Raw genomic sequence first — 20932 nt, 5'->3', positions numbered from 1 at the left:
GATCGCATCCTCGTCAGGGTCGGCGGGGCCTCAGGCGCCGGAATCGCGGGGGACCGCCTCGATGACGGGGGTCGGCCGGTCGAGGATGCGGCGGCCGAACAGGCTCGCCACCAGTTCCACCAGCACCCGGGCGCTGCGGCCGCGCTCGTCGAGGAACGGGTTCAGCTCGACGACGTCGAGGGAGCCGACGAGGCCCGAATCGTGGAGCATCTCCATGATCAGGTGGGCCTCCCGGAAGGTGGCGCCCCCCGGCACCGTGGTGCCGACGCCGGGCGCGATGCCGGGATCGAGGAAATCGACGTCGAGGCTGACATGCAGGTGGCCGCCCGCCGCCCCGACCCGCTCGAGGATGCGCCGCAGCGGCGCCACCACGCCGAACTCGTCGATGTCGCGCATGTCCGTGACGGCGACGCGCCGCGCCGTCACGAGGGCGCGCTCGCCCGCATCGATCGAGCGCAGGCCGACGAGGTAGAGGCGGGTCGGGTCGAGGCGGGGGCGGCTCGCCTCGTCGGCGAACAGCCCGTCGAAGCCCGGCTCGCCGCAGAGCGCGGCCAGCGGCATGCCGTGCAGGTTGCCGGACGGCGAGGTCGCGGGGGTGTTGAAATCCGCATGCGCATCGAGCCAGAGCACGAAGAGCGGCCGCCCGGTGCGGGCGCAGTGGCGCAGCGCCCCGTCCACCGTGCCGAGGGAGAGGCTGTGGTCGCCCCCCGCCACCACCGGGAGCGCCCCGGCCCCGAGGCTCGCGGCGACCCGGGCCGACAGCGCCCGCGTCCAGGCCGCCACGGCGGGCAGGCCCCGGGCCTCGCGGGGACAATCCGGCACCACGTCGCCGAGATCCGACACCGCGTGGCCGAGATCGGCGAGGCTGCGCACCAGCCCCGCCGTGCGCAAAGCGGCCGGCCCCATCAGGGCGCCGGGCTCGCTGGTGCCGACCTCGATCGGCGCCCCGATGACCGCGATGCTGGCGGCTGGCTGCATGGTCCGTCCCGGCCTGTCGTGTCCCGGCATGTCTTGTCGCGGCATGTCCCCCGTCGTCCGTTGTCGCGTCCGTGCCCGGATCCTAGTCCCCGCCGCCGCCGGAACGAAGAGGCGGGGCCGATCGCGCGGAAGATGCACAATCGCTCATGATATGTTCCGTTCGGGACGGGCCTTGACGCGGGGGTGCGCAGGCCGTCTCGCTCGGCCCCCGACCCCCGCTCTGCAAGGCGAGTGCCGTGACCTATCCCCGCGACCTGATCGGCTACGGCCCCACCCCGCCCCGGGCGGACTGGCCCGGCAACGCCCGTATCGCCCTGCAGATCGTCCTCAATTACGAGGAGGGCGGCGAGAACTCGATCCTCCACGGGGATCCCGCCTCCGAGGCTTTCCTGTCCGAGATCGTCGGTGCCGAGCCCTGGCCGGGGCAGCGCCACATGAACATGGAATCCCTCTACGAGTACGGCACCCGCGCCGGATTCTGGCGTCTTCACAGGCACTTCACCGAGCGCCGCATCCCCCTCACGGTCTTCGGCGTCGCCACCGCGCTCGCCCGCAACCCGGCCGCGGTGGCCGCCATGCGGGCGGCCGATTGGGAGATCGCCTGCCACGGACTCAAGTGGATCGATTACCGGGACTTTACCCGCGAGGCCGAGGCCGCCCACATGGACGAGGCGGTCCGGATCCACACCGACGTCACCGGCGCGCCCCCCGAGGGCTGGTATACCGGCCGCTCCTCGATCCACACCTTGGAACTCGGAATCGCGCGCGGCTTCACCTACCTGTCCGATTCCTACGCGGACGACCTGCCCTATTGGCTGCGGACCGAGGCCGGCACCGGCCTCGTCGTGCCCTACACCCTCGACGCCAACGACATGCGCTTCGCCACCGCGCAGGGCTTCAATGCCGGCGACCAATTCTTCGCCTACCTGCGCGACAGCTTCGACGTGCTCTATGCCGAGGGCGCGACGGCGCCCAAGATGCTCTCCGTCGGCCTGCATTGCCGCCTCGTCGGGCGCCCGGGCCGGATGGCCGCGCTCGCGCGCTTCCTCGATCACGTGGCGCGCCACGAGGGCGTCTGGATCGCGCGGCGCATCGACATCGCCCGCCACTGGATCGCCCGCCACCCCGCCTGACCACAGGCCGCGCAAAGTCTGCACAATCGTTGATCATATGCCCATGCGTTCACGCAATCCTGGGCGCGGCGCGCGGATCGGACGGCCAGCTCCCGGTGCCGCTTCAGGCGAAGCTTCGGGTTCCGCCTAAATAATAGCCGGATCGCACGAAGGACCGTCCTGCTTGGCACATCACTTGCCATGCGGACCTGCATCCGAAAAGGGCAGGGGAACCGCAATGAGCACGATGATGCAGGGAACGCGCGGGACGGGCATCCGCGAGCCGGGACCTGTGACGCGCAGGACCGCCCTGAGGCACTGGGCCTCGGCGGCCGCCCTGGCGGGCAGCCTCGCCCTCGGCCTCGGCGCCTCCGGGCCCGCCGCCGCGCAGGAGACCATCAAGGTCGGCATCCTGCACTCGCTCTCGGGCACGATGGCGATCTCGGAGACGACCCTCAAGGACGCCATGCTGATGCTCATCGCCGAGCAGAACAAGAAGGGCGGCCTGCTCGGCAAGAAGCTCGAGCCGGTGGTGGTCGATCCGGCCTCGAACTGGCCGCTCTTCGCCGAGAAGGCCCGCGAGCTGATCGCCAAGGACAAGGTCTCGGCGGTGTTCGGCTGCTGGACCAGCGTCTCGCGGAAATCCGTGCTGCCGGTCTTCAAGGAACTCGACTCGATCCTGTTCTACCCGGTCCAGTACGAGGGCGAGGAGAGCGAGCGGAACGTGTTCTACACGGGCGCAGCGCCCAACCAGCAGGCGATTCCCGCCGTCGATTACCTCGCCAAGGAAGAGGGCATCGAGCGCTGGGTGCTGGAGGGCACCGATTACGTCTACCCGCGCACCACCAACAAGATCCTGGAGGCCTACCTGAAGGCCAAGGGCGTGAAGCCCGAGGACATCTCGATCAACTACACGCCCTTCGGCCAATCGGACTGGCAGACCCGCGTCGCCGCCATCAAGGCCTTCGGCTCGGCCGGCAAGAAGACCGCCGTGGTCTCGACCATCAACGGCGACGCCAACGTGCCGTTCTACAAGGAACTCGCCAACCAGGGCATCAAGGCCACCGACATCCCGGTCGTCGCCTTCTCGGTGGGCGAGGAGGAGCTCGCGGGCATCGACACGAAGCCGCTGCTCGGCCACCTCGCCGCCTGGAACTACTTCCAGTCGATCGATACGCCCGAGAACAAGGCCTTCATCGAGCAGTGGCGCGCCTATACCAAGAACCCGAAGCGGGTCACCAACGACCCGATGGAGGCCCATTACATCGGCTTCAACATGTGGGTGAAGGCGGTCGAGAAGGCCGGCACCACCGATCCCGACAAGGTGATCGCGGCGCTCCCCGGGATCGAGCAGAAGAACCTCACCGGCGGCACCGCCACCATGCTGGCGAACCACCACATCACGAAACCGGTCTTCATCGGCGAGATCAAGGAGGGCGGCCAGTTCGATGTCGTCTGGAAGACCGAGTGGCTGATCCCCGGCGAGGCGTGGTCGAAGCAGCTCGACGGCTCGAAGGACCTCGAGGCGGATTGGGTGAAGCTCAATTGCGGCAACTACAACACCAAGACCAAGAAGTGCGGCGGCGCCTGAGGCCGTGAGCGCAGATCCCTCCCCCCTTTCGGGGAGGGAACAGGCCAGCGCCCGGTGCGGCCGTCCGCGCCGCCCCGACCCACGGCTCCTCCCCGCAAGGGGAGGAGAGGTCCCAGCGGCAGAGCCGAGCCCCGATGATCCGACTTCTCGCCTTCCTCTGCCTGCTCCTCGCCGGTCCCGCGCCGGCGCAGGCGCAGAGCCCCGTCGATGCGGCCTATGCGAGGCTCGCGAGCGACAGCTACGCCGACATCGAGGCCGGCATCGCGGGCCTTGCGGCGAGCGGCGACCCGCGCGCCGGCGCCGTCATCGCGGGCCTCGCCGATGGGCGCCTGCACTATCGCCCGGCCGACAAGGCGCTGTTCCTGCGCGAGGGAACCGGCCTCGTCGAGGCCCGCACCGGCGCGCCGGCGAGCGCCGAGGGCCTGAAGCCGGTGCGTGCCAACAACAAGGTCCGCCGCGCCCTCGAGGCGGCGACCGGCACCCTCAACCTGACGAGCCCGGACCTCGGCAAGCGCCGGGAGGCGGCGGAGGCGGTCTTCAAGGCGCGCGACGCCGCGGCGCTCCCGGCCCTCGACGCGGCCCTCGTCTGGGAGACCGATCCCGGCATCCGCCGCGTCCTGTCCGAGGCCCGCGCCGCCGTGATCCTCGGCCGCGCCACGGCGCCCGAACCCGAGCGCCTCGCCGCGATCCAGGCCATCGCAGGCCGGGCCGACAGCGATGCCCTCGGGCTCCTGCGGGGCCTCGCGGCCGATCCGAGCGAGGCCGTGAAGGCCGCGGCCAACCGCGGCATCTCCAGCATCGAGACGCGGCTCGCCCTGATCGGGGCGGCGCAGAACGTCTGGTACGGGATCTCCCTCGGCTCGGTGCTGCTGCTCGCCGCGATCGGGCTCGCCATCACCTTCGGGGTGATGGGGATCATCAACATGGCCCATGGCGAGATGGTGATGCTCGGCGCCTACACCACCTTCCTGGTGCAGGACGCGATCCGGGCCCGCGCCCCCGGCCTGTTCGAGTGGTCGCTCGCGATCAGCATCCCGGCGGCCTTCCTGGTGGCGGGCGCGGTGGGGGTCGCCATCGAGCGCGGCATCATCCGCTACCTCTACGGGCGCCCCCTCGAGACGCTGCTCGCCACCTTCGGCGTCAGCCTCGTGCTGCAGCAGGGGGTGCGCTCGATCTTCGGGCCGACGAACCGCGAGGTCGGCGCCCCGGGCTTCATGACGGGCGCCTTCGATCTGTTCGGCATGTCGCTCACCTGGGGCCGGCTCTGGATCGTGGTGTTCTCGCTCGCGGTCTTCCTCGGCCTGCTCTTCGTGCTGCGCAGGACCTCGTTCGGGCTGAAGACCCGGGCCGTGACGCAGAACCGGCGCATGGCCGCCGCCATGGGCATCCGCACGCCGTGGGTCGACGCCATGACGTTCGGGCTCGGCTCCGGCATCGCCGGCGTCGCGGGAGTGGCCCTGTCGCAGATCGACAACGTCTCGCCCAATCTCGGGCAGGGCTACATCATCGATTCCTTCCTGGTGGTGGTATTCGGGGGCGTCGGCAATCTCTGGGGCACCCTGGTCGCGGCCCTGACCCTCGGCGTCGCCAACAAGCTGTTCGAGCCGTATTTCGGCGCGGTGCTCGCCAAGATCGGGCTGCTGATCTTCATCATCCTGTTCATCCAGAAGCGCCCGCGCGGCCTGTTCGCGCTCAAGGGCCGGGCGGTGGAGTCGTGATCATGGGTCCCCGTACCCCGCTCCTCGCCCGGATCGACCTCAAGGGCTGGATCTTCCTCGGCGCGCTGGCGGCGGCCTGCCTCATCGTGCCGCTGCTCAATCTCGGCCTGCCCGAGGGCTCGCCCCTGCACCTGCCGACCTACCTCGTGTCGCTGTTCGGCAAGTACCTGGCCTTCGCGCTGCTGGCGCTCAGCCTCGACCTGGTCTGGGGCTATTGCGGCATCCTCTCCCTCGGGCACGGCGCCTTCTTCGGTCTCGGCGGCTACGCCATGGGCATGTACCTGATGCGCCAGATCGGCCCCCGCGGCGTCTACGGCGACCCGGTCCTGCCCGATTTCATGGTGTTCCTGAACTACAAGGAACTGCCCTGGTACTGGCTCGGCTTCGACCATTTCGGCGTCGCGGCCGTGATGGTGCTCGCCGTGCCGGGGCTTCTCGCCTTCGTGTTCGGCTGGCTCGCCTTCCGCTCGCGGGTGACCGGCGTCTACCTGTCGATCATCACGCAGGCCATGACCTTCGCGCTGATGCTCGCCTTCTTCCGCAACGACATGGGGCTCGGCGGCAATAACGGGCTCACCGACTTCAAGGACATCCTCGGGCTGCCCGTCCAGGCACAGGGGGTGCGGGTCGCGCTCTTCCTCGCCACCGCGCTGGCGCTCGCAATCAGCTACCTGATCGCCCGCCTGATGACCGTGTCGGCCTATGGCAAGATCCTGATCGCGGTGCGGGACGCGGAATCGCGCACGCGCTTCCTCGGCTACCGGCCGGAGCATTTCAAGACGCTCGCCTTCGTGGTCTCGGCCATGATGGCGGGGGTGGCGGGGGCGCTCTACGTGCCGCAGGTCGGCATCATCAACCCCTCAGAATTTGCCCCGACGAACTCCATCGAGGCGGTGATCTGGGTGGCGGTCGGCGGGCGCGGCACGTTGGTGGGCGCAGCACTCGGGGCTATCCTCGTCAACTACGCCAAGACGCTGCTGACCGGCGCGCTGCCGGATGCCTGGCTCTTCGCCCTCGGGGCGCTCTTCATCCTCGTCACCCTGTTCATGCCCAAGGGCATCGTCGGCACGGCGATCGAGCGCTTCGGCGGCCGGCGCGCGGCCGCGAAGTTGCCCCCCGAGCCCGACATCGCCCCGAAGCTTGCCGAGGAAGGACGCGGCCTATGAGCGGCACCGACCTCCTGATCCCGCCCGCCGGCGGCCCGGCCGGCGCGCGCAAGCTCACCCAGGCGCTCCTCTATCTCGACGACGTCCAGGTCACGTTCGACGGCTACCGGGCCCTGCGCGGCCTCTCGCTGACCCTGGGGCGCGGCGAGATGCGGGCTATCATCGGCCCGAACGGGGCCGGCAAGACCACCATGATGGACGTCATCACGGGCAAGACCCGGCCGGATGTCGGCGCGGCGGTCTTCGACGGCGTGCACGACCTCACCCGCCTCGACGAGCCGACCATCGCGGATCTCGGCATCGGCCGGAAGTTCCAGAAGCCCACCGTGTTCGAGAGCCACACGGTGGCCGACAACATCGTGCTGGCCCTGAAGGGCCCCCGCGCCGCGCTCGCCTCCCTGTTCGGCTGGCGCAACCGGGTCTCGCCGGAGCGCGTCGACGAACTCCTCGCCACGGTCGGGCTCATCGCCCATCGCGAGCGCCCGGCGGCCGATCTCTCGCACGGGCAAAAGCAATGGCTCGAGATCGGGATGCTGCTGGCGCAGGACCCGAAGCTGCTCCTCGTCGACGAGCCGGTCGCCGGGATGACGGATGCCGAGACCGAGGCGACCGCCACGCTCCTGCGCGGCATCGCCCGCGACCACGCGGTGGTGGTGGTCGAGCACGATATGCACTTCGTGCGGGCGCTCGCCTGTCGGGTCACCTGCCTGCACGAGGGCGCGGTTCTGGCGGAGGGCTCGATCGATGCCGTCTCGGCCGATCCCCGCGTCGTCGAAGTCTATCTGGGACGCTGATCATGCTGAACGTCGAGGGCATCGATCTCCATTACGGCGCCGCCAAGGCGCTGCGCGGCGTCTCGCTCACCGCCGAGATCGGTCAGGTCACGGCGGTTCTCGGCCGCAACGGCGTCGGCAAGACCTCGCTGATGCGGGCCATCGTCGGCCAGCAGCCGATCTCGAAGGGCGCAATCAGGCTCGGTGATCAGGACATCTCGCGGCTCGCGCCCTATGACCGGGCGCGCTCGGGGGTCGCCTTCGTGCCGCAGGGCCGGGAGATCTTCCCGCTGCTGACCGTCAAGGAAAATCTCGAGACCGGCTTCGCCCCGTGCCGGCGGGCGGACCGCTACGTGCCGGGCGAGATCTACGACCTCTTCCCGGTGCTGAAGGACATGCTGCACCGGCGCGGCGGCGACCTCTCGGGCGGCCAGCAGCAGCAGCTCGCCATCGGGCGCGCGCTGGTGACGCGCCCGCGCCTCCTCGTCCTCGACGAGCCGACCGAGGGCATCCAGCCCTCGATCATCAAGGATATCGGCCGCGCCATCACCTACCTGCGGAGCAAGGGCGAGATGGCGATCGTGCTGGTCGAGCAGTATTTCGAGTGGGCCCGCGACCTCTGCGACGCCTACGCGGTGATGGATCGCGGCCAGGTCGTCGAAGCCGGCCCGCGTTCCGGGATGGTCGAGAGCGAGGTGCGCAAGTGGCTCTCGGTGTAGGGCGCGCAGGATCAGGCGCCGCGCCTCAATGCTGCCGCTTGGCCCGCGCCCCCAGCGCCAGCAGCGTCGCGCCGCCGAGCAGGGCCGCGCCGGCGAGGCTGAGGATCCGGGCCGAGGGGACGCCGTGGCGCCGGCGCCAGCCGCCGCTGATGCGCGGCCGGTCCGAGAGGGGCTGGCGGATCGCCCCGTAGCTCTGCCGGGCCGGGCGGGCGCGGTCGAGCATGCGGTGGATCGCGATCCCCATGATGTGCTCGGTCGGGCCCGGCGCCAGGGCGTAGGCCGCCTGCGCGGCCCGGGCCGGCCAGCCGACCGCGACCTCGTCGTGGGGATGGCGGGCCAGGTGCACGAAGGTCTCGGAGACGTCCTCCGGCGCATAGACGAGGGGGCCGGTGTCGATCCGACGGCCCGAGACGTTGGCGCCGTGCTCCAGCCCCGGCGTGTCCACCATGGCGGGGAAGACCGAGCAGACATGGATGTCGGGGTGGCGCCGCAATTCCTGCCGCAGGCTCGCGGTGAAGCCGCGCAGGCCGAATTTGCTCGCCGTATAGGCCGCCGCGAACGGAGCGGGCGCCCAGCCGCCGAGCGAGATGTTGGTGATGAGCGTGCCGTGCCCCTGCCCGAGGAAGCGCGGCAGGGCCGCATAGGCCCCGTACATGCCGCCGAGCAGGTTGATCTCGACGGTGCGGCGATGGAGGTCGAGGGGTGCGTCCTGATACGGTCCGAAGACCCCGGTCCCGGCATTGTTGATCCAGATGTCGATGCGCCCGAACGCCTCCTCGGCCCGGGTCGCCAATCGCTCCACGGCCCGTGGGTCGGTGACGTCGGTCGAGACCACGATGGCCTCCGCCCCCCGCGACCGGCACAGACCCGCGACCTCCTCCAGGGCTTCGACGCGGCGGGCCGCCAGGGCGAGGCGGGCGCCGTGGCGCGCGAAGGCGAGGGCGGTCGCCCGGCCGATCCCGCTCGAGGCGCCGGTGACCACCACGACGGCGTCGCGGAGATCGTTCATGCCGGGCCCCCGCAGGCGCGTGCGGCAGCGGCGACGCAGCTCAGGCTGCCCCCCTGAAACGCAACCGCCGGAAAGATGATGAACGGCATCGGCATGTCTCCTGAGCCCTGCGATGACGCAACCCCGCCTCTTTCGGCGATGTTCCTGAGACATTTACCGTCAAGTTTCCTCCATCATCCTGAGAAATTCGAATTGTTATTATAGATCAATCGGGCACCCGGTTGCCGTTGCGCATCCTGCGGCCAAGCTGAAACCCGATATGCTCTTCGACGTTGGTGCTGCACGTTCAGGCCGGCCTGCCCCGGCTGGTCTCGCACCCCGCCCGGCGGGTTCATTCCGGATTGCAGGAGATTACCGATGACGCGCCTGCCGCGCCTCGCCCTTGCCGCCCTCACGCTCACTGCCCTGACCGCCTCCGGGCTGCCGTCCCGGGCCCAGACCACGCCGGACGCGGACGCCGCGCGCATCAAGGAGCACATGGAGGTGGTGGGCGTCGACGGCCGCCATGTGGGCACCGTCGACGCGGTGAAGGGCGACACCATCGCGCTGACCAAGAACGACCCGGCGGCACAGGGCCAGCATCACGCCATCCCGGTGGCCTGGGTCGGCGCGGTGGACGGACGCGTGACCCTGACGAAGAGCGCCGACGAGGCGTTCTCGCAGTGGAATCCGGCGGGCCGCCCGGGCGGCGACCGGACCAAGTGATCGGACCAAGGGACCGAACGAAGGGACCGGACCCAGCCACACCCTCACCATGCAGACGGAGCACGGAGACAGGCGATGATGCAGAACCGACAAGGCGAAACGGGCCCGACCCCCGAGCCACGCCCCACGCGCCCGGAACGTGATTTCGGCGATTCGGCGGGCTACGGGTCCGGCGGATCGAGCCTCGACCGGCGCGAGGTCGGGGATGACGGGCCCTCGGCCGAGGGACGGCCCAACCCCCTCGATGCCGTGATAAAGCCCCGCCGGGACGCGGGAGCCTGACGGGCGCGCGCAGAGCAAGCCGCCGACCGACGCAAGCAAGACGATTCGGAAGACGATTCAGGAGAAGCGACAGATGGCAAAGGCCGACAAGCACAGCATGGGGCCCGGCACGCAGGGCAAAGGCGACGGCACCGGTGCGATGACGGAACTGCCGGAGGGCATCCTCCCCGAGAACCGGGTGCTCAGCAATCGCGACAAGTCCCGGCACAGCGACGAGCGCGGCCTCGACAGCCGGCATGTGCAGACGGAACAGTACCACGACCATGTGGGCGCCCGGCGCGACTTCCCGGATCAGGAGGAGGAGGGGCGCGATGGCAACACCAGCGGCCTCGGCGTGCCGATGACCCGCTCCGGCGACACGAGCAGCCTCGCGAGCCGGAAGCGCGACTGAGCCGCCTCAATGATCCTGTGGGAGGCCGGACCCGGACGGATCGGGCCGGCCTGCTCACGGGCCAGCCTGCTCACGGCCAGGAGCGCCGCGGCCGGCCTTGCGCCAGGGTCGCGGCCTCACCTCGGGGATGTCGGGTGAAAGGCAACCATCGGGCATCCCGCGCGCAGGACCGCGCAGGACAATTCCGTCAGGCCTCAATCGGCGGAGGCGGTCGCCACCGTCTCGGGCAGGGCGTCGCGCAGGATCTCGTCGGCGGCGGCGCGGGCCAGGAGGGCGTAGCCCGCATCGGCCATGTGGAGGCCGTCCGCCGAGAACAGTTCCTTGCGGGTGAGCCGGGCCTCGGCGATCCATTCCTGCATCAGGTCCGAGCGGCGGATCACCGGGACATCGAGCGCATCCCCGATCTCCCGGACGACGTCACGGAAGCGGTAGGCGCCGGGCGTCGCGTCGAGCTTCGGGCACCATTGCGGCTCCATCAGGATCACGTCGATGCCGGCTTCCTGCATGCGCTGGATGGCCGCCGTGGTCACGGCCCGGAAATGGTCTAGGGGCACGCCGCGCAGGGGGTCGTTGCTGCCGGTCTGCCAGATCACGAGATGCGGCTTGGCATCGATCACGTCGCGGTCGAGGCGGCGGAGCATGTCGTCGACATGCTCGCCGCCGATGCCGCGATTCAGTACCGTCACCTGGCCGGCGAATTGGGGCAGGGCGCGCTTGAGGGCGGCCTCGAGGCGTGGCGGGTAGGCGGCGGCCGGCGTGCTGGCGCCGATGCCCTCCGTGGAGGACGAGCCGAACGCCACGATCCGCAGGGCCTCGCCGTGGTTGAGCTGGTGGGCCACGTGGGGCAGCTCGGCCTGGGGGGCGTCTGACCAGAGCGTCTGGATGTCGAGCCTGTCGGGCAGCAGGTCCGCGTAGGCAAGGACGGCACTCGGGAGGATCAGGAGGCCGACGAGCAGGGACGCCCCGCGCAGCAGGGACCGAAGGGGCTTCACGCGGGCGCGGACCGAGGCGGCAGAGGTCATCAGGTCGATCATCGGAAACCCGGGAAGGGATCTTCTTGTACCGGTTCTACGGACCGTTCGGGAAGATCCCCCTCGCAATGTCACTTGAATGCGGCGGAAGTTCGTAACACAAAATTCAGTATCATGGCAGCGCGGCCGTAATCAGGGCTGCCCGAGGCCGCCCCGAGATCCGCCGCCATCGCCTGACCCCTCATCCGCATGCCCGTCGCGCCGTCGGATTGCAACTTGGCCGGAAGCTTGCGTGGGCCCCCAGGTCGATACGGGCAAACACGGCAGCGCGCAGGATCCGGCGGATCCTGCGCGACGCGGATCGCGCCCCGCCGTCGATGTCCGTGATGTGACCGATCCTCGCCCCCGTCTCGAGGATCGGTCGAGCGAGGATGATTCCATGCCTGATGCGGCGCCCTTCGTCTCCTACAGCCTGTTCGCCCAGGATCAGGAGGGCGGCCTGTGCTGCGCCGTGCGCCAGGATCAAGCGGTGCCGGGCTTCGTCGCGGGCTGGATGTTCAAGGGCGTGATCGCGCAGGCCGGCGATGCGCCGCCGGACTTCAAGCCGCAGGCGGCCCAGGCCGCAACGGCCCTGACGGGTTTCTACCTGTTCCACAGCCTGCGCACGGCCCGGATGCGGTTGCCTGATTCCGCGGCAGCCTGAGGGGGGATCGCGCGCCGGCCTCCTTCGGACTCGACCGATCCCCGGGGCTGCCGGCGGGCTTTGCCAACCCTCGTCGTCAGATGAACGGCTTGCCGCCCGTCACCGCCACGGTCGCGCCCGAGACGTAGCTCGATTCGGGGCTCGCCAGCATCACGTAGACGGGAGCGAGTTCGCAGGGCTGCCCGGGGCGCTTCATCGGCACCTGCGCGCCGAAATTCTTCACCTTCTCCATCGGCATGGTCGAGGGGATCAGCGGCGTCCAGATCGGGCCGGGCGCGACGCAGTTCACTCGGATGTCGCGCTCCGCCAGGATCTGCGCGAGCCCGCCGGTGAAGTTCTGGATCGCCCCCTTGGTGGTGGCGTAGGCGAGGAGCTGCGGGCTCGGCGTGTCGGCATTGACCGAGGTGGTGTTGATGATCGAGGCGCCCGCCCGCATGTGCGGCAGCGCCGCCTTGGTGAGATAGAACATCGCGTGGATGTTCGTCGCAAAGGTCACCTCCCACTCCGCGTCGCTGATCTCCTCGAGACTCTCGAAGGTTTTCTGGTGAGCGGCGTTGTTGACCAGGATGTCGATGCGCCCGAAGGCCTCAGCGGCCCGCTCCGCGAGGGCGCGGCAATGGGTCGGGTCCTTGATGTCGCCCGGCATCGCGATCGCCTGGCGGCCCGCCTCCTCGACGAGGCGGCAGGTCTCGCGGGCATCCTCGTGCTCGTCGTAGTAGCTCACCAGCACGTCGGCGCCCTCGCGCGCGAAGGCGAGGGCCACCGCCTTGCCGATGCCGCTGTCGCCCCCCGTGATGATCGCCTTGCGGTCCGCGAGCCGGCCGGAGCCCTTGTAGCTCGCCTCGCCGTAATCCGGGCGCGGATCCATGTCGGCGTCGCGGCCCGGAGGATCCTGGGGCTTCTGGCGGTCGAAGGGCGGCTTGGGGAAGGGCGACTTGGGAAAGCTCGCCATCGGGAATCACTCCTCAACTGACATCATCTGGCTGTGGTTTCGGCCGTCGGGCCGGCCCGCGCGCGGGCGCGCCTCAGCCGGCGGGCGGGGCGAGGACCAGCGTGCCCTTGAAGGGGGCGTCCTGGTTCTGCACGCTGGTGCAGGCATAGGGATATTGTCCCTCGGCCATCGTCTTCAGCTTGAGGACGCCCCGGCCGCCCTGCTTCACCAGGTAGCCGGCATTGCTCATCACGTGGACGAGGTCGCCGTCGGCGTGGAGCACGTAGCGGTTCTCGAACTGGCCCGGTGCCGTCAGGGTGATCGGCCGGTCGGCGTGGTTGACGATCTGCAGCGCCACGTTGGTCTCGGCCGGCAGGCGCAGCTCGGCCGGGCTGCAGCGAGGCTTGCCATCCTGCATGTCGATGGTGAGCTCGACGGGCGGCAGCGTGTCGCCGGCCTTCGCGGGGGCGGAGGGCTTCTCCTCGGCCCAAGCGCCGGAGGCGGCGAGGGGCGCTGACAGGATCAGCGCAGCCGCGAGGGCGCCGCGCAGGGGGGCTGAAATCATGGTGGGCTCCGTCTCCGTGATGGGATCGTCCGTACCGGGACTACCGGCCCGGGCCCGCGATGTTCCGGCACGCGGCAGGCGGTCGCCCTGAGGATCGATCGGAGCGAAGCCGGCGGGGTGAACCATCCGGGCCGCCACCGTGTTGTGCCGGGCATTCCCCGCACACGGAGCGTTCCGCATCGCATGGGCTGGTCCCGCCCCCTCCTCGCCGCCGCCGGCATCCTGATCCTCGCCGGTGGCGCGGTCGCGGGCCTTGCCCGGTTCAGCCACGCGCCGATGCCCGGCGAGGCCGATCTCGCCCGCCCGGCGCGGGCCGGCGCGGCGCCCGACGACGACGCCTTGTTCCGGCGCGGTCGCGAGGCCTTCTACCGGGAGACCTTCGGCAACGAGGTCTTTCTCACCGACGTCATGGGCATGCTGGACGGGGGCTTGAGCCTCTACGAGGTCTCCCGCGCCCTGACGCTGCTGGCGGGGCGGGGCACCACGAACCTGCAGGTGCGCATCGCCCGCCCGGTCACGATCGGCGACCGGACCTACCAGCCGGGCGAGCTCATCGCGACCGGCCTCGACGTCGCGCGCGGCAGCCTGTTTCCGCTCGGCATCCGGACCAGCTATGACCGCGGGCACGTGCGCATGGGCATCACCTGCGCGCTCTGCCATGCGGCGTTCGACCCGCAGAGCGGCAAAGTGGTGGAGGGCGCGCCGAACCGCGACCTCAATGTCGGGCTGATGATGGCGTTGGCGGCCAACACCACCGCCTATTACATGCACGGCTCGACGCCCTCCCTCGACCCGTTCCGGACCGATCCCGAGCGGACGGTCCGGACCCGGGAGGGCGGGCGGCAGCGCCTGCCTGATCCGGACGCGCTCGAGGCCGCCGCCAAGGTCGAGGCGGCGAGCTGGCCCCCCGGCAGCTTCGATTCCTCGCCGGACCTCGTCACCAACCCGACCTCGATCCCGTCGAGCTTCACCGCCGAGGGCCATCCCTATGGCTGGAGCGGGCACGCGGCGCTCGGGCCCTATCGGGGCCTCTCGGCCCTGAACAACAACGTGCACGCGCTGAATTCCGACACCACCGCCCAGGCCGACGCCGCGCTCGCGCTGTTCGGCCTCGACCCGGACGTCTATCTCGGCACGCTCCTGCAGCGGGCGCCCTCGCCGAGCTTCCGCTTCGATCCGAAGGGCAACAAGACGCCCTCGCAGGTCCTGAAGGCCGCCGATCCGACGCCGGACGCGCCGGGCCTCAACAGCTACGCCGTGCTCCCGAGCGCGCCGAGCGCCAATTACGTCACCACCAACGGTCTCGTGGCGAGCGCGCCGGGCGAGCCCGTGGGTTACGCCAACGACGCCATGTCGGCCTTCCAGAACAGCCTGTGGGCCCCCGCCCACCCGGCGCCCCAGGAGAACTTGGCCGAGATCCTGGCCCTGGGCCGGGCGGTGTTCGAGCGGGCGGGCTGCGCCGGCTGCCACGCGGGGCCGGCCTATACCGATCACCGGGTGATCCCGGCGCCGGAGATCGGCACGGAGCCCTCACGCGCACGCTCCTTCGCGCGGACAGAGGCGAGCCTCGCGCCTCCGGAGGCATTCGCCCCGGGCACGCCCTTCCCGGTGCCCGCCGGAACCCGCCCCGTGCCGGTGCCCCTCGAGGGCGCGCAGCGGGCGCAGGTGCAGCTTGCCTGGGCCCATGCCGGCACGCCGGGGGGCTACAAGGTGCCCAACCTGATCGGGCTCGGCCAATCCGCCCCCTATCTGCACGATGGCGGCGTCGCCGTCGGACCCGGTCCGGAGCATCGGCCCGGCATCGCACCGCTCCTCGACCCGGCCTTCCAGGCCGACCCCGCGGAGAGCCTGCGGGCCCTCGTCGATCGGGATCTTCGCGCCCGCGTCGTCGCCGCCAACCGCGCGCTGCCCCGCGCTGTCAAAGCCCGCGTCACCGGCGAAGGCCACACCTACTGGGCCGATGCGGGCGCCGGTGTCACCCCGGACGAACAGGAGGCCCTGGTCCGATACCTGCTGTCACTGGACGCGCCGCGGGAATAAGGGCGCGCCCGGCCCCGACCGGCCAAGCGGGTCTCGGGCTCCGGCGCCAGGTTCAGGCCGGCGCCGACGGGTGCCGCCGGGCGGGGTCGCACACGAAGGTGCCTTGGCCGACCCGCGACTCGATCAGGCCCCGGCGCTGCGCCTCGCCGTAGCCCCGGGCCACGGTGGTGAAGTGGAGGCCGAGCCGCGCCGCCAGCACCCGTTGCGGCGGCAGCCGCGCCGCCACGGGCAGGCGCCCGGCGCCGATGTCATCGGCCAGCGCCTCCACGATGGCGCGGTAATGCGGCTTGCCCCAGAGCCGCAGGTCCGGCGTCCAGGCCTGGCCGGCCGAGCCCGCGGGACGGGGAAGGGAGGGTGCTGCCATCGAGATCGTGCCCGGCCAGTCCTGATACGGTCCATCGCGCATGGACCGGGGAGCAACGGCCGTGCCGCCCCTCGCCCTGGCCCTGGCCCTGGGCCGATCCGGGTTGCCGGACCGCCGGGAGCCGATGCCGGTTCGCGCGGCGGGTTCCTGCGGCGGGTTCCTGCCGCGCCCAGGGGCCGCCCCGCTCAGGGAGCCGGATCCGTCCCCGATTCGTCGGCCGGGGCGCCCGCGATGATCCGACGATCCCCGACGCGGCGGGTGAAGCCGACGGCATCGAGATGTTCCAGGAGCGGAATCGAGAATTTGCGCGAGATGTTGAGTGCGCCGCCGGCCTCGCGGGCGAGGAAGCCCGCCTCCGGTGCCGTGGCCCGCGGGAACGCCGCGGCGAGCCGGACCCTGGCGGCCGCGACGGCGTCCCGGTGGAACAGGATCGCGCGCTTCTGGACCCGGTCCACCGCCCGGATCACGGTGCCGGCCCCGATCAGGTAAGCGAGGGCCTCGCGCCGGCGGGGGTCGCGCCCGACCGCCTCGCTCTCGTCGGGCGGCGACAGCTCGGCCCGGCGGAACAGACTCTCCAGCGCGCGCACGATCTCGGTCTCGTTCCGGGCCGGGTCGAAATCCGCCCGCCGGTAGAGGGCGCCGGCCTGCACCACCGTGCGGTTGGCCACGAGGTCACGCAGGGCGGCGGCGAGCACGGCCTCGCCGGGGCCGAGGCTCCGCACGAGCCGTTCCGGAGCGAGCCCGTGCTCCATCGGGTGGTCCCGGTGGTGGCGCGCCAGGTGCGCCAGGATCCGTTCGCCGAGCTCCGCCAGGGCCGGCGCGCCGACGAAGCGCTCGCCGATCTCCCGCGCGCCGATCTCGGCGAGGCGCTCCCGGACGCGCTCGGGCGCGCAGCCGAGGCGGCGCGCGAGGTCGATCAGGCTCTCGCCCGCGGCCCCGCTCTCGGCCAGGCGCGCCGTCAGGATCTCGGTTGGCCCTCCGATCGCCATCGCGGCGAGCCGGGCGATCACGGCGCCGTCGTGACGGCGGCGCCGCCGGCTCGCGGGATCGAGGATCCGGCCCCCCGCCACGGTGATGGCGGGCGAATCGAGCCGCAGGAGGAAAGGCTCGCGCGCGGGCACGGCGATCTCCGCCTCCGTGCGGATCTGGGCGAGGGCCGTGTCGCCGGGTTCCAGCGCGTCCCGGTCCAGGAGCCGCAGCCGGGCCGGCGCCTCCGTCGTCCCGAACAGCAGCCGGCAGGCGAGCCCGCCGGGCAGCGGCGCCCCGGCGCTCGCGACGGCGGTCAGCGCCACGTCGAGCCAGCCATTCGTCCCCAGGAGCCCCGGTGCGCAGAGTGCCTGCCCGCGCTCCAGCGCCCCGGTGCCGAGGCCGCGCAGGGCCACGGCGGTGCGCCGCCCCGGCTCCGCCCGGGTGACGGACCGGCCGTGGATCTGCAGGCTGCGCACGCTGGCCGTGAGCCCGCCGGGCACGATCTCGACCGTGTCGCCCACCCGGAGGGTGCCGCGGCGCAGGGTGCCGGTGACGATGGTGCCGAAACCCGCCCGGGTGAAGATCCGATCGACGGGCAGGTAGGGAAAGCCGTCATCGACCGGCGCAGGGGCCTCCTCGAGGAGGTCCGTCAGCGCCCCGCGGAGAGCCTCGATGCCGCGGCCGGCCGGATCCTGATCGGGGGGGATCGCGGTGGCGATCACGGGCGCGTCGAGGCCCGATCGGGCGATCGCCCCGGAGATCTCCGCCACCCGGGCGCCGACGGCACCGGGGGGGAGGAGGTCGCATTTCGTCAGCGCGACCACGCCGCGGCGCACACCGATCAGCCGGGCGATCTCCAGGTGCTCGACGGTCTGGGGCTTGATGCCCTCGCGGGCATCGATCGCCAGGAGCACGGCCCCCATCCCGGTCGCCCCGGAGATCATGGCCCGGACGAAGCGCTCGTGACCCGGCAGGTCGACGAGATCGATCTCGGCGGGCGCGTCCCGGTGGGTCGTGCGCAGCAATGCGAAGCCCGGAACGATCGAGACGCCCCGTTCCCGCTCCTCCTTCAGGCGATCCGTCTCGACCCCGGTCAGAGCCCGCACGAGCGCGGTCTTGCCGTGGTCGACATGACCGATCACGCCCACAAGCAGCGTCTTCATCGTGGTGTCACCGTCATGGTGGATGCAAAATCCTGGTGGATGCAAGGTCCCGGTGGATGCAAAATCCTGGTGGAGGCGAACGCCCCGTGAAGGGAGGGTCTGGTCCGCGCCGCCGAACGCGTGCAGTCCGGAGCCGTCGATCCCGTATTCATCACGGATAAGTTGCGGGCAACCCGATTTTGCACGCAACGCCGTTGCCGGATCCGAACGGGGATCGCGGCAGAGCGCGCGCAGGCGCGGTCGCGTGCGGAGCGGGCCCAAGCGTGGCAGAATGCCCGCGGCGCGGCGGCACCAGCGTAGGGCAGGCGCGTTGGGCCGGACCATGTGCCTGCAAACGGACGGATCAGAATGAGCGCCCCGCGCGAGATCGAGTTGAAGCTGGAATGCGACGGGCCGGACCTCGCCGCCCTGGCCACGCATCCGCTCCTGCGCGGGGAGGGGGAGGCGGCCGAGCCCACCACCTCCACCTACTACGACACGGCCGACGGCGACCTGCGAAAGGCCGGTCTGACGCTGCGCGTGCGCCAGAAGGGCGCGCGCCGCATCCAGACCGTCAAGGCGGCCGCCTCGGGCGCCGGCCTGTTCGACCGGCCCGAGTGGGAGAGCGACATCGCGGGCGACGCGCCGGAGCCCGGCGCCTTCGCGGACACCCCCATCGCCAACATCCTCGACGACGCGAAATCCCCCGCGCTGGTGGCGCAGTTCACCACCGTGGTGATGCGCACGGAACGCCGGGTCCGGCACGGGGCGGCGCGGATCACCGCGACCCTCGACGAGGGCCGCGTCGAGACGCCGGCGGGCGACGTGCCCCTGTGCGAGCTGGAGCTGGAACTCGCGGAGGGTGACCCGGCCGACCTCTTCGCCCTTGCCCAGGCGCTCGCCGAGACGATCCCCTTGCGCCTCGGAGCCCTCGCCAAGAGCGAGCGCGGCTTCGCCCTGGTCGACGGGACGCTGCGCCGCCCGAGCAAGGCGGCCCCCGTGGCGCTGCCCGAATCGGCCACGGCCGCCGAGAGCTTCCGGCGCATCGCGCAGGCCTGCTTGCGCCACCTGCGCCTCAACGAGGCGGTGTTCCTGGCCGGGCGCGAGCCCGAGGCCCTGCATCAGATCCGGGTCGCCCTGCGCCGTCTGCGCTCGGCCTTCACGCTGTTCAAGCCGATCTTCGCGCAGGATCCGCGGGCGGGAAGCCTCGCCGACGAGATCAAGCGGGTGACGGAGCCCTTCGGGCGGGCGCGCAACCTCGACGTTTTCCTCGAGACGACCCTGCCGGCCGAGATGGCGCGGCGCCCCGACGAGCCGGGCCTGCACGACCTGCGCGAGCGCCTCGTGGCCGAGCGCGACAAGGCCCACGAGGCCGTGCTGGCGACGCTGGCCTCGCCCGCCTGGCGCAGCCTCGTCCTCGATCTCGTGACCTGGATCGAGACCGGCCCCTGGCTCGGGGCGGACGGGCCTGCGCAGCGGGACGCGCCCGCCCGCGCCTTCGCGGCGGACGTGCTCGAACGCTTCCGGCGCCGCGTCAAGAAGCGCGGCCGGCACCTGCGCAAGCTTGATCCGGAGGCGCGCCACAAGGTCCGAATCGCGGCCAAGAAGCTGCGCTACGGCGCGGATTTCTTCGCCTCGCTCTATCCGGAGAAGAAGGCCCGCAAGCGTCAGAAGGCCTTCGCGGGCGCGCTCTCGGACCTGCAGGACCATCTCGGCGCCCTGAACGACCTCGCCACCGCCCACGCGGTCATGGCGGGCCTTGCCGATCCGGAGGCCGGCTCCGTGAACGGCGTCCCGGCGACCGGCCCGGCCCTGTTCGCGGCGGGCCTCACCGCTGCCGACGGCGAGGCCCACGCGGACAAGCTCCTGGCGGCCGCCGCCGCGGCGCACGAGGCCCTGATCGACGTGCGGCCGTTCTGGCGCTGATCAGGTGCTCGGCTGCCGCAGCGCGTAGAGCGTGATGGCGGCCGCGTTCGAGACGTTGAGGCTGCGGATCTCCCCCGTGAAGGCGATCCGGGCCAGCACGTCGCAGCACTCGCGGGTGCGCTGGCGCAGGCCCTTGCCCTCCGCCCCGAGCACGATCACGGCAGGGCGCCGCGGGCCGACCGTATCGAGGGCGGTCTCGGCCTCGGAATCGAGCCCGATCCGGGTGAAGCCCCGCGCCCCGAGCTCGATCAGGGCCTCCGCGAGGTTGCGCACCACGATCAGCGGCACGTGCTCCAGGCCGCCGGAGGCGGATTTCGCCATGACCCCGGTGGCACTGGGCGAGTGCCGCGCCGTGGTGAGGATGCCGGCAACCCCGAAGGCGGCCGCCGTGCGCACGATCGCCCCGACATTGTGGGGATCGGTGATCTGGTCGAGGGCCAGCAGCAGCGCCTCCGCCGGGAGATCGTCGAGATCGGGGGCGGGGAGCGGGTCGGCCTCTAGGTAGAGCCCCTGATGCACCGCATCGGGCCCGAGCAGTGCGTTGATGGCGCTCGGGCGCACGAGTTCCGGCTCGATGCGCAGCGGGCCGAGCTCCTCGGTGAGCCGCGCGACCGCGTTCTCCGTGGCGAGAAGCCGGTGCAGCCGCCGCTCCGCGTTGGCGAGCGCCTGCGCGACTGGATGCCAGCCATAGAGCACCACCGGATCGTCCGGCCCGCCGCGCGGGCCGGTGGGCGGCCCGCCGCGCCGCTGCGGCCCGCGCGGAGGGCCGCCCGGTTTCCTGAAGCCTCCCGGGCCTCGTCCGGATCCGGGGCCGCCAGGGCCGTCGCGTCGGGTCGTCATGCTGCACAGGTCCCATGGCGGACGCGGCCCGGGGCCG

Annotated in this window: 18 protein-coding genes and 2 pseudogenes; 12 read left to right on the top strand and 8 right to left on the bottom strand. The window is 71.5% G+C overall.

The genetic code is table 11. The features are described 5' to 3' along the window. Nucleotides 1-30: 30 nt before the first annotated feature. Entirely contained in the window at nt 31-978 is a 948-nt protein-coding gene (gene rocF / locus F6X53_RS19540; protein ID WP_210386395.1) for an arginase, read from the bottom strand. A 236-nt stretch (nt 979-1214) separates the two neighbouring features. On the opposite strand from rocF, the pseudogene puuE reads away from it, so the two are divergent. The 6 genes and pseudogenes from puuE to urtE form a co-directional block, all read left to right on the top strand. Then, a pseudogene (puuE, locus tag F6X53_RS19535) lies at nt 1215-2108 on the top strand (allantoinase PuuE); the annotation flags it as partial. Between the two features lie 274 nt (nt 2109-2382). Next, nucleotides 2383-3681 (top strand): urea ABC transporter substrate-binding protein, encoded by a 1299-nt coding sequence (urtA, locus tag F6X53_RS19530; RefSeq protein WP_373875925.1) that lies wholly within the window; start codon nt 2383-2385, stop codon nt 3679-3681. Nucleotides 3682-3815: 134 nt separating this feature from the next. Then, nucleotides 3816-5399, top strand: coding sequence for an urea ABC transporter permease subunit UrtB (urtB, locus tag F6X53_RS19525; protein ID WP_151001864.1), 1584 nt, complete (start codon nt 3816-3818; stop codon nt 5397-5399). Between the two features lie 2 nt (nt 5400-5401). After that, nucleotides 5402-6565, top strand: a complete 1164-nt coding sequence (gene urtC, locus F6X53_RS19520; protein WP_151001863.1) for an urea ABC transporter permease subunit UrtC — start codon at nt 5402-5404, stop codon at nt 6563-6565. After that, on the top strand, nt 6562-7359 hold the full coding sequence (urtD, locus tag F6X53_RS19515; RefSeq protein ID WP_151001862.1) for an urea ABC transporter ATP-binding protein UrtD: 798 nt from the start codon (nt 6562-6564) through the stop codon (nt 7357-7359). The genes urtC and urtD overlap by 4 nt, the downstream gene beginning before the upstream one ends. Nucleotides 7360-7361: 2 nt before the next feature. Further along, nucleotides 7362-8057 (top strand): urea ABC transporter ATP-binding subunit UrtE, encoded by a 696-nt coding sequence (urtE, locus tag F6X53_RS19510; RefSeq protein WP_151001861.1) that lies wholly within the window; start codon nt 7362-7364, stop codon nt 8055-8057. 25 nt (nt 8058-8082) lie between these two features. Here urtE and F6X53_RS19505 read toward each other — a convergent pair whose 3' ends face one another. Then, nucleotides 8083-9066: an SDR family oxidoreductase gene (locus F6X53_RS19505; protein ID WP_151001860.1), complete on the bottom strand. Its 984-nt coding sequence runs from the start codon at nt 9064-9066 to the stop codon at nt 8083-8085. 357 nt (nt 9067-9423) lie between these two features. Between F6X53_RS19505 and F6X53_RS19500 the strand changes: the two genes are divergently transcribed. The 3 genes from F6X53_RS19500 (at nt 9424) to F6X53_RS19490 (ending at nt 10444) form a co-directional block, all read left to right on the top strand. Beyond that, nucleotides 9424-9771 carry a DUF2171 domain-containing protein gene (locus F6X53_RS19500; protein ID WP_151001859.1) on the top strand — a complete coding sequence of 116 codons (348 nt, stop codon included), beginning with the start codon at nt 9424-9426 and terminating at the stop codon, nt 9769-9771. Nucleotides 9772-9846: 75 nt separating this feature from the next. Then, nucleotides 9847-10053 (top strand): hypothetical protein, encoded by a 207-nt coding sequence (locus F6X53_RS19495; protein ID WP_238295986.1) that lies wholly within the window; start codon nt 9847-9849, stop codon nt 10051-10053. 73 nt (nt 10054-10126) lie between these two features. Next, entirely contained in the window at nt 10127-10444 is a 318-nt protein-coding gene (locus F6X53_RS19490) for a hypothetical protein (RefSeq protein ID WP_151001858.1), read from the top strand. A 194-nt stretch (nt 10445-10638) separates the two neighbouring features. Here F6X53_RS19490 and F6X53_RS19485 read toward each other — a convergent pair whose 3' ends face one another. Continuing rightward, a complete protein-coding gene (locus F6X53_RS19485) occupies nt 10639-11466 on the bottom strand; it encodes an SGNH/GDSL hydrolase family protein (RefSeq protein ID WP_151001857.1) in 828 nt (275 codons plus the stop codon). 388 nt (nt 11467-11854) lie between these two features. On the opposite strand from F6X53_RS19485, the gene F6X53_RS19480 reads away from it, so the two are divergent. Beyond that, on the top strand, nt 11855-12118 hold the full coding sequence (locus tag F6X53_RS19480) for a hypothetical protein (protein ID WP_151001856.1): 264 nt from the start codon (nt 11855-11857) through the stop codon (nt 12116-12118). Between the two features lie 76 nt (nt 12119-12194). Here F6X53_RS19480 and F6X53_RS19475 read toward each other — a convergent pair whose 3' ends face one another. Together F6X53_RS19475 and F6X53_RS19470 are read right to left on the bottom strand one after the other, a co-directional pair. Beyond that, nucleotides 12195-13070 carry an SDR family oxidoreductase gene (locus F6X53_RS19475; RefSeq protein ID WP_151001855.1) on the bottom strand — a complete coding sequence of 292 codons (876 nt, stop codon included), beginning with the start codon at nt 13068-13070 and terminating at the stop codon, nt 12195-12197. A gap of 73 nt (nt 13071-13143) precedes the next feature. Beyond that, entirely contained in the window at nt 13144-13614 is a 471-nt protein-coding gene (locus F6X53_RS19470; protein ID WP_151001854.1) for a cupredoxin domain-containing protein, read from the bottom strand. A gap of 183 nt (nt 13615-13797) precedes the next feature. Between F6X53_RS19470 and F6X53_RS19465 the strand changes: the two genes are divergently transcribed. After that, nucleotides 13798-15654 (top strand): cytochrome C oxidase Cbb3, encoded by a 1857-nt coding sequence (locus F6X53_RS19465; RefSeq protein WP_151001853.1) that lies wholly within the window; start codon nt 13798-13800, stop codon nt 15652-15654. A 76-nt stretch (nt 15655-15730) separates the two neighbouring features. Here F6X53_RS19465 and F6X53_RS19460 read toward each other — a convergent pair. Further along, nucleotides 15731-16018 (bottom strand): annotated as a pseudogene (locus F6X53_RS19460) (GntR family transcriptional regulator); the annotation flags it as partial. Between the two features lie 185 nt (nt 16019-16203). Beyond that, nucleotides 16204-18150 (bottom strand): selenocysteine-specific translation elongation factor, encoded by a 1947-nt coding sequence (gene selB, locus F6X53_RS19455; RefSeq protein WP_151001851.1) that lies wholly within the window; start codon nt 18148-18150, stop codon nt 16204-16206. A 348-nt stretch (nt 18151-18498) separates the two neighbouring features. Here selB and F6X53_RS19450 point away from each other — a divergent pair, with 348 nt between their 5' ends. Beyond that, nucleotides 18499-20055 carry a CYTH and CHAD domain-containing protein gene (locus tag F6X53_RS19450; RefSeq protein ID WP_151001850.1) on the top strand — a complete coding sequence of 519 codons (1557 nt, stop codon included), beginning with the start codon at nt 18499-18501 and terminating at the stop codon, nt 20053-20055. Here F6X53_RS19450 and rlmB read toward each other — a convergent pair whose 3' ends face one another. Then, on the bottom strand, nt 20056-20895 hold the full coding sequence (rlmB, locus tag F6X53_RS19445; protein WP_151001849.1) for a 23S rRNA (guanosine(2251)-2'-O)-methyltransferase RlmB: 840 nt from the start codon (nt 20893-20895) through the stop codon (nt 20056-20058). Nucleotides 20896-20932 lie beyond the last annotated feature (37 nt).

The sequence above is a fragment of the Methylobacterium soli genome, assembly GCF_008806385.1.
GTDB classification, from domain to species: Bacteria; Pseudomonadota; Alphaproteobacteria; order Rhizobiales; family Beijerinckiaceae; genus Methylobacterium; species Methylobacterium soli.
The sequence above is the reverse complement of the archived record's forward strand: the minus strand, read 5'-3'. Positions and strand labels throughout refer to the sequence as shown.

What these genes read in the sequence shown, in the direction of transcription:
- rocF (WP_210386395.1), bottom strand. Translation starts at nt 978, where the DNA reads ATGCAGCCAGCCGCCAGCATCGCGGTCATCGGGGCGCCGATCGAGGTC.
- urtB (WP_151001864.1), top strand. Translation starts at nt 3,816, where the DNA reads ATGATCCGACTTCTCGCCTTCCTCTGCCTGCTCCTCGCCGGTCCCGCG.
- urtC (WP_151001863.1), top strand. Translation starts at nt 5,402, where the DNA reads ATGGGTCCCCGTACCCCGCTCCTCGCCCGGATCGACCTCAAGGGCTGG.
- urtD (WP_151001862.1), top strand. Translation starts at nt 6,562, where the DNA reads ATGAGCGGCACCGACCTCCTGATCCCGCCCGCCGGCGGCCCGGCCGGC.
- urtE (WP_151001861.1), top strand. Translation starts at nt 7,362, where the DNA reads ATGCTGAACGTCGAGGGCATCGATCTCCATTACGGCGCCGCCAAGGCG.
- F6X53_RS19505 (WP_151001860.1), bottom strand. Translation starts at nt 9,066, where the DNA reads ATGAACGATCTCCGCGACGCCGTCGTGGTGGTCACCGGCGCCTCGAGC.
- F6X53_RS19500 (WP_151001859.1), top strand. Translation starts at nt 9,424, where the DNA reads ATGACGCGCCTGCCGCGCCTCGCCCTTGCCGCCCTCACGCTCACTGCC.
- F6X53_RS19495 (WP_238295986.1), top strand. Translation starts at nt 9,847, where the DNA reads ATGATGCAGAACCGACAAGGCGAAACGGGCCCGACCCCCGAGCCACGC.
- F6X53_RS19490 (WP_151001858.1), top strand. Translation starts at nt 10,127, where the DNA reads ATGGCAAAGGCCGACAAGCACAGCATGGGGCCCGGCACGCAGGGCAAA.
- F6X53_RS19485 (WP_151001857.1), bottom strand. Translation starts at nt 11,466, where the DNA reads ATGACCTCTGCCGCCTCGGTCCGCGCCCGCGTGAAGCCCCTTCGGTCC.
- F6X53_RS19480 (WP_151001856.1), top strand. Translation starts at nt 11,855, where the DNA reads ATGCCTGATGCGGCGCCCTTCGTCTCCTACAGCCTGTTCGCCCAGGAT.
- F6X53_RS19475 (WP_151001855.1), bottom strand. Translation starts at nt 13,070, where the DNA reads ATGGCGAGCTTTCCCAAGTCGCCCTTCCCCAAGCCGCCCTTCGACCGC.
- F6X53_RS19470 (WP_151001854.1), bottom strand. Translation starts at nt 13,614, where the DNA reads ATGATTTCAGCCCCCCTGCGCGGCGCCCTCGCGGCTGCGCTGATCCTG.
- F6X53_RS19465 (WP_151001853.1), top strand. Translation starts at nt 13,798, where the DNA reads ATGGGCTGGTCCCGCCCCCTCCTCGCCGCCGCCGGCATCCTGATCCTC.
- selB (WP_151001851.1), bottom strand. Translation starts at nt 18,150, where the DNA reads ATGAAGACGCTGCTTGTGGGCGTGATCGGTCATGTCGACCACGGCAAG.
- F6X53_RS19450 (WP_151001850.1), top strand. Translation starts at nt 18,499, where the DNA reads ATGAGCGCCCCGCGCGAGATCGAGTTGAAGCTGGAATGCGACGGGCCG.
- rlmB (WP_151001849.1), bottom strand. Translation starts at nt 20,895, where the DNA reads ATGACGACCCGACGCGACGGCCCTGGCGGCCCCGGATCCGGACGAGGC.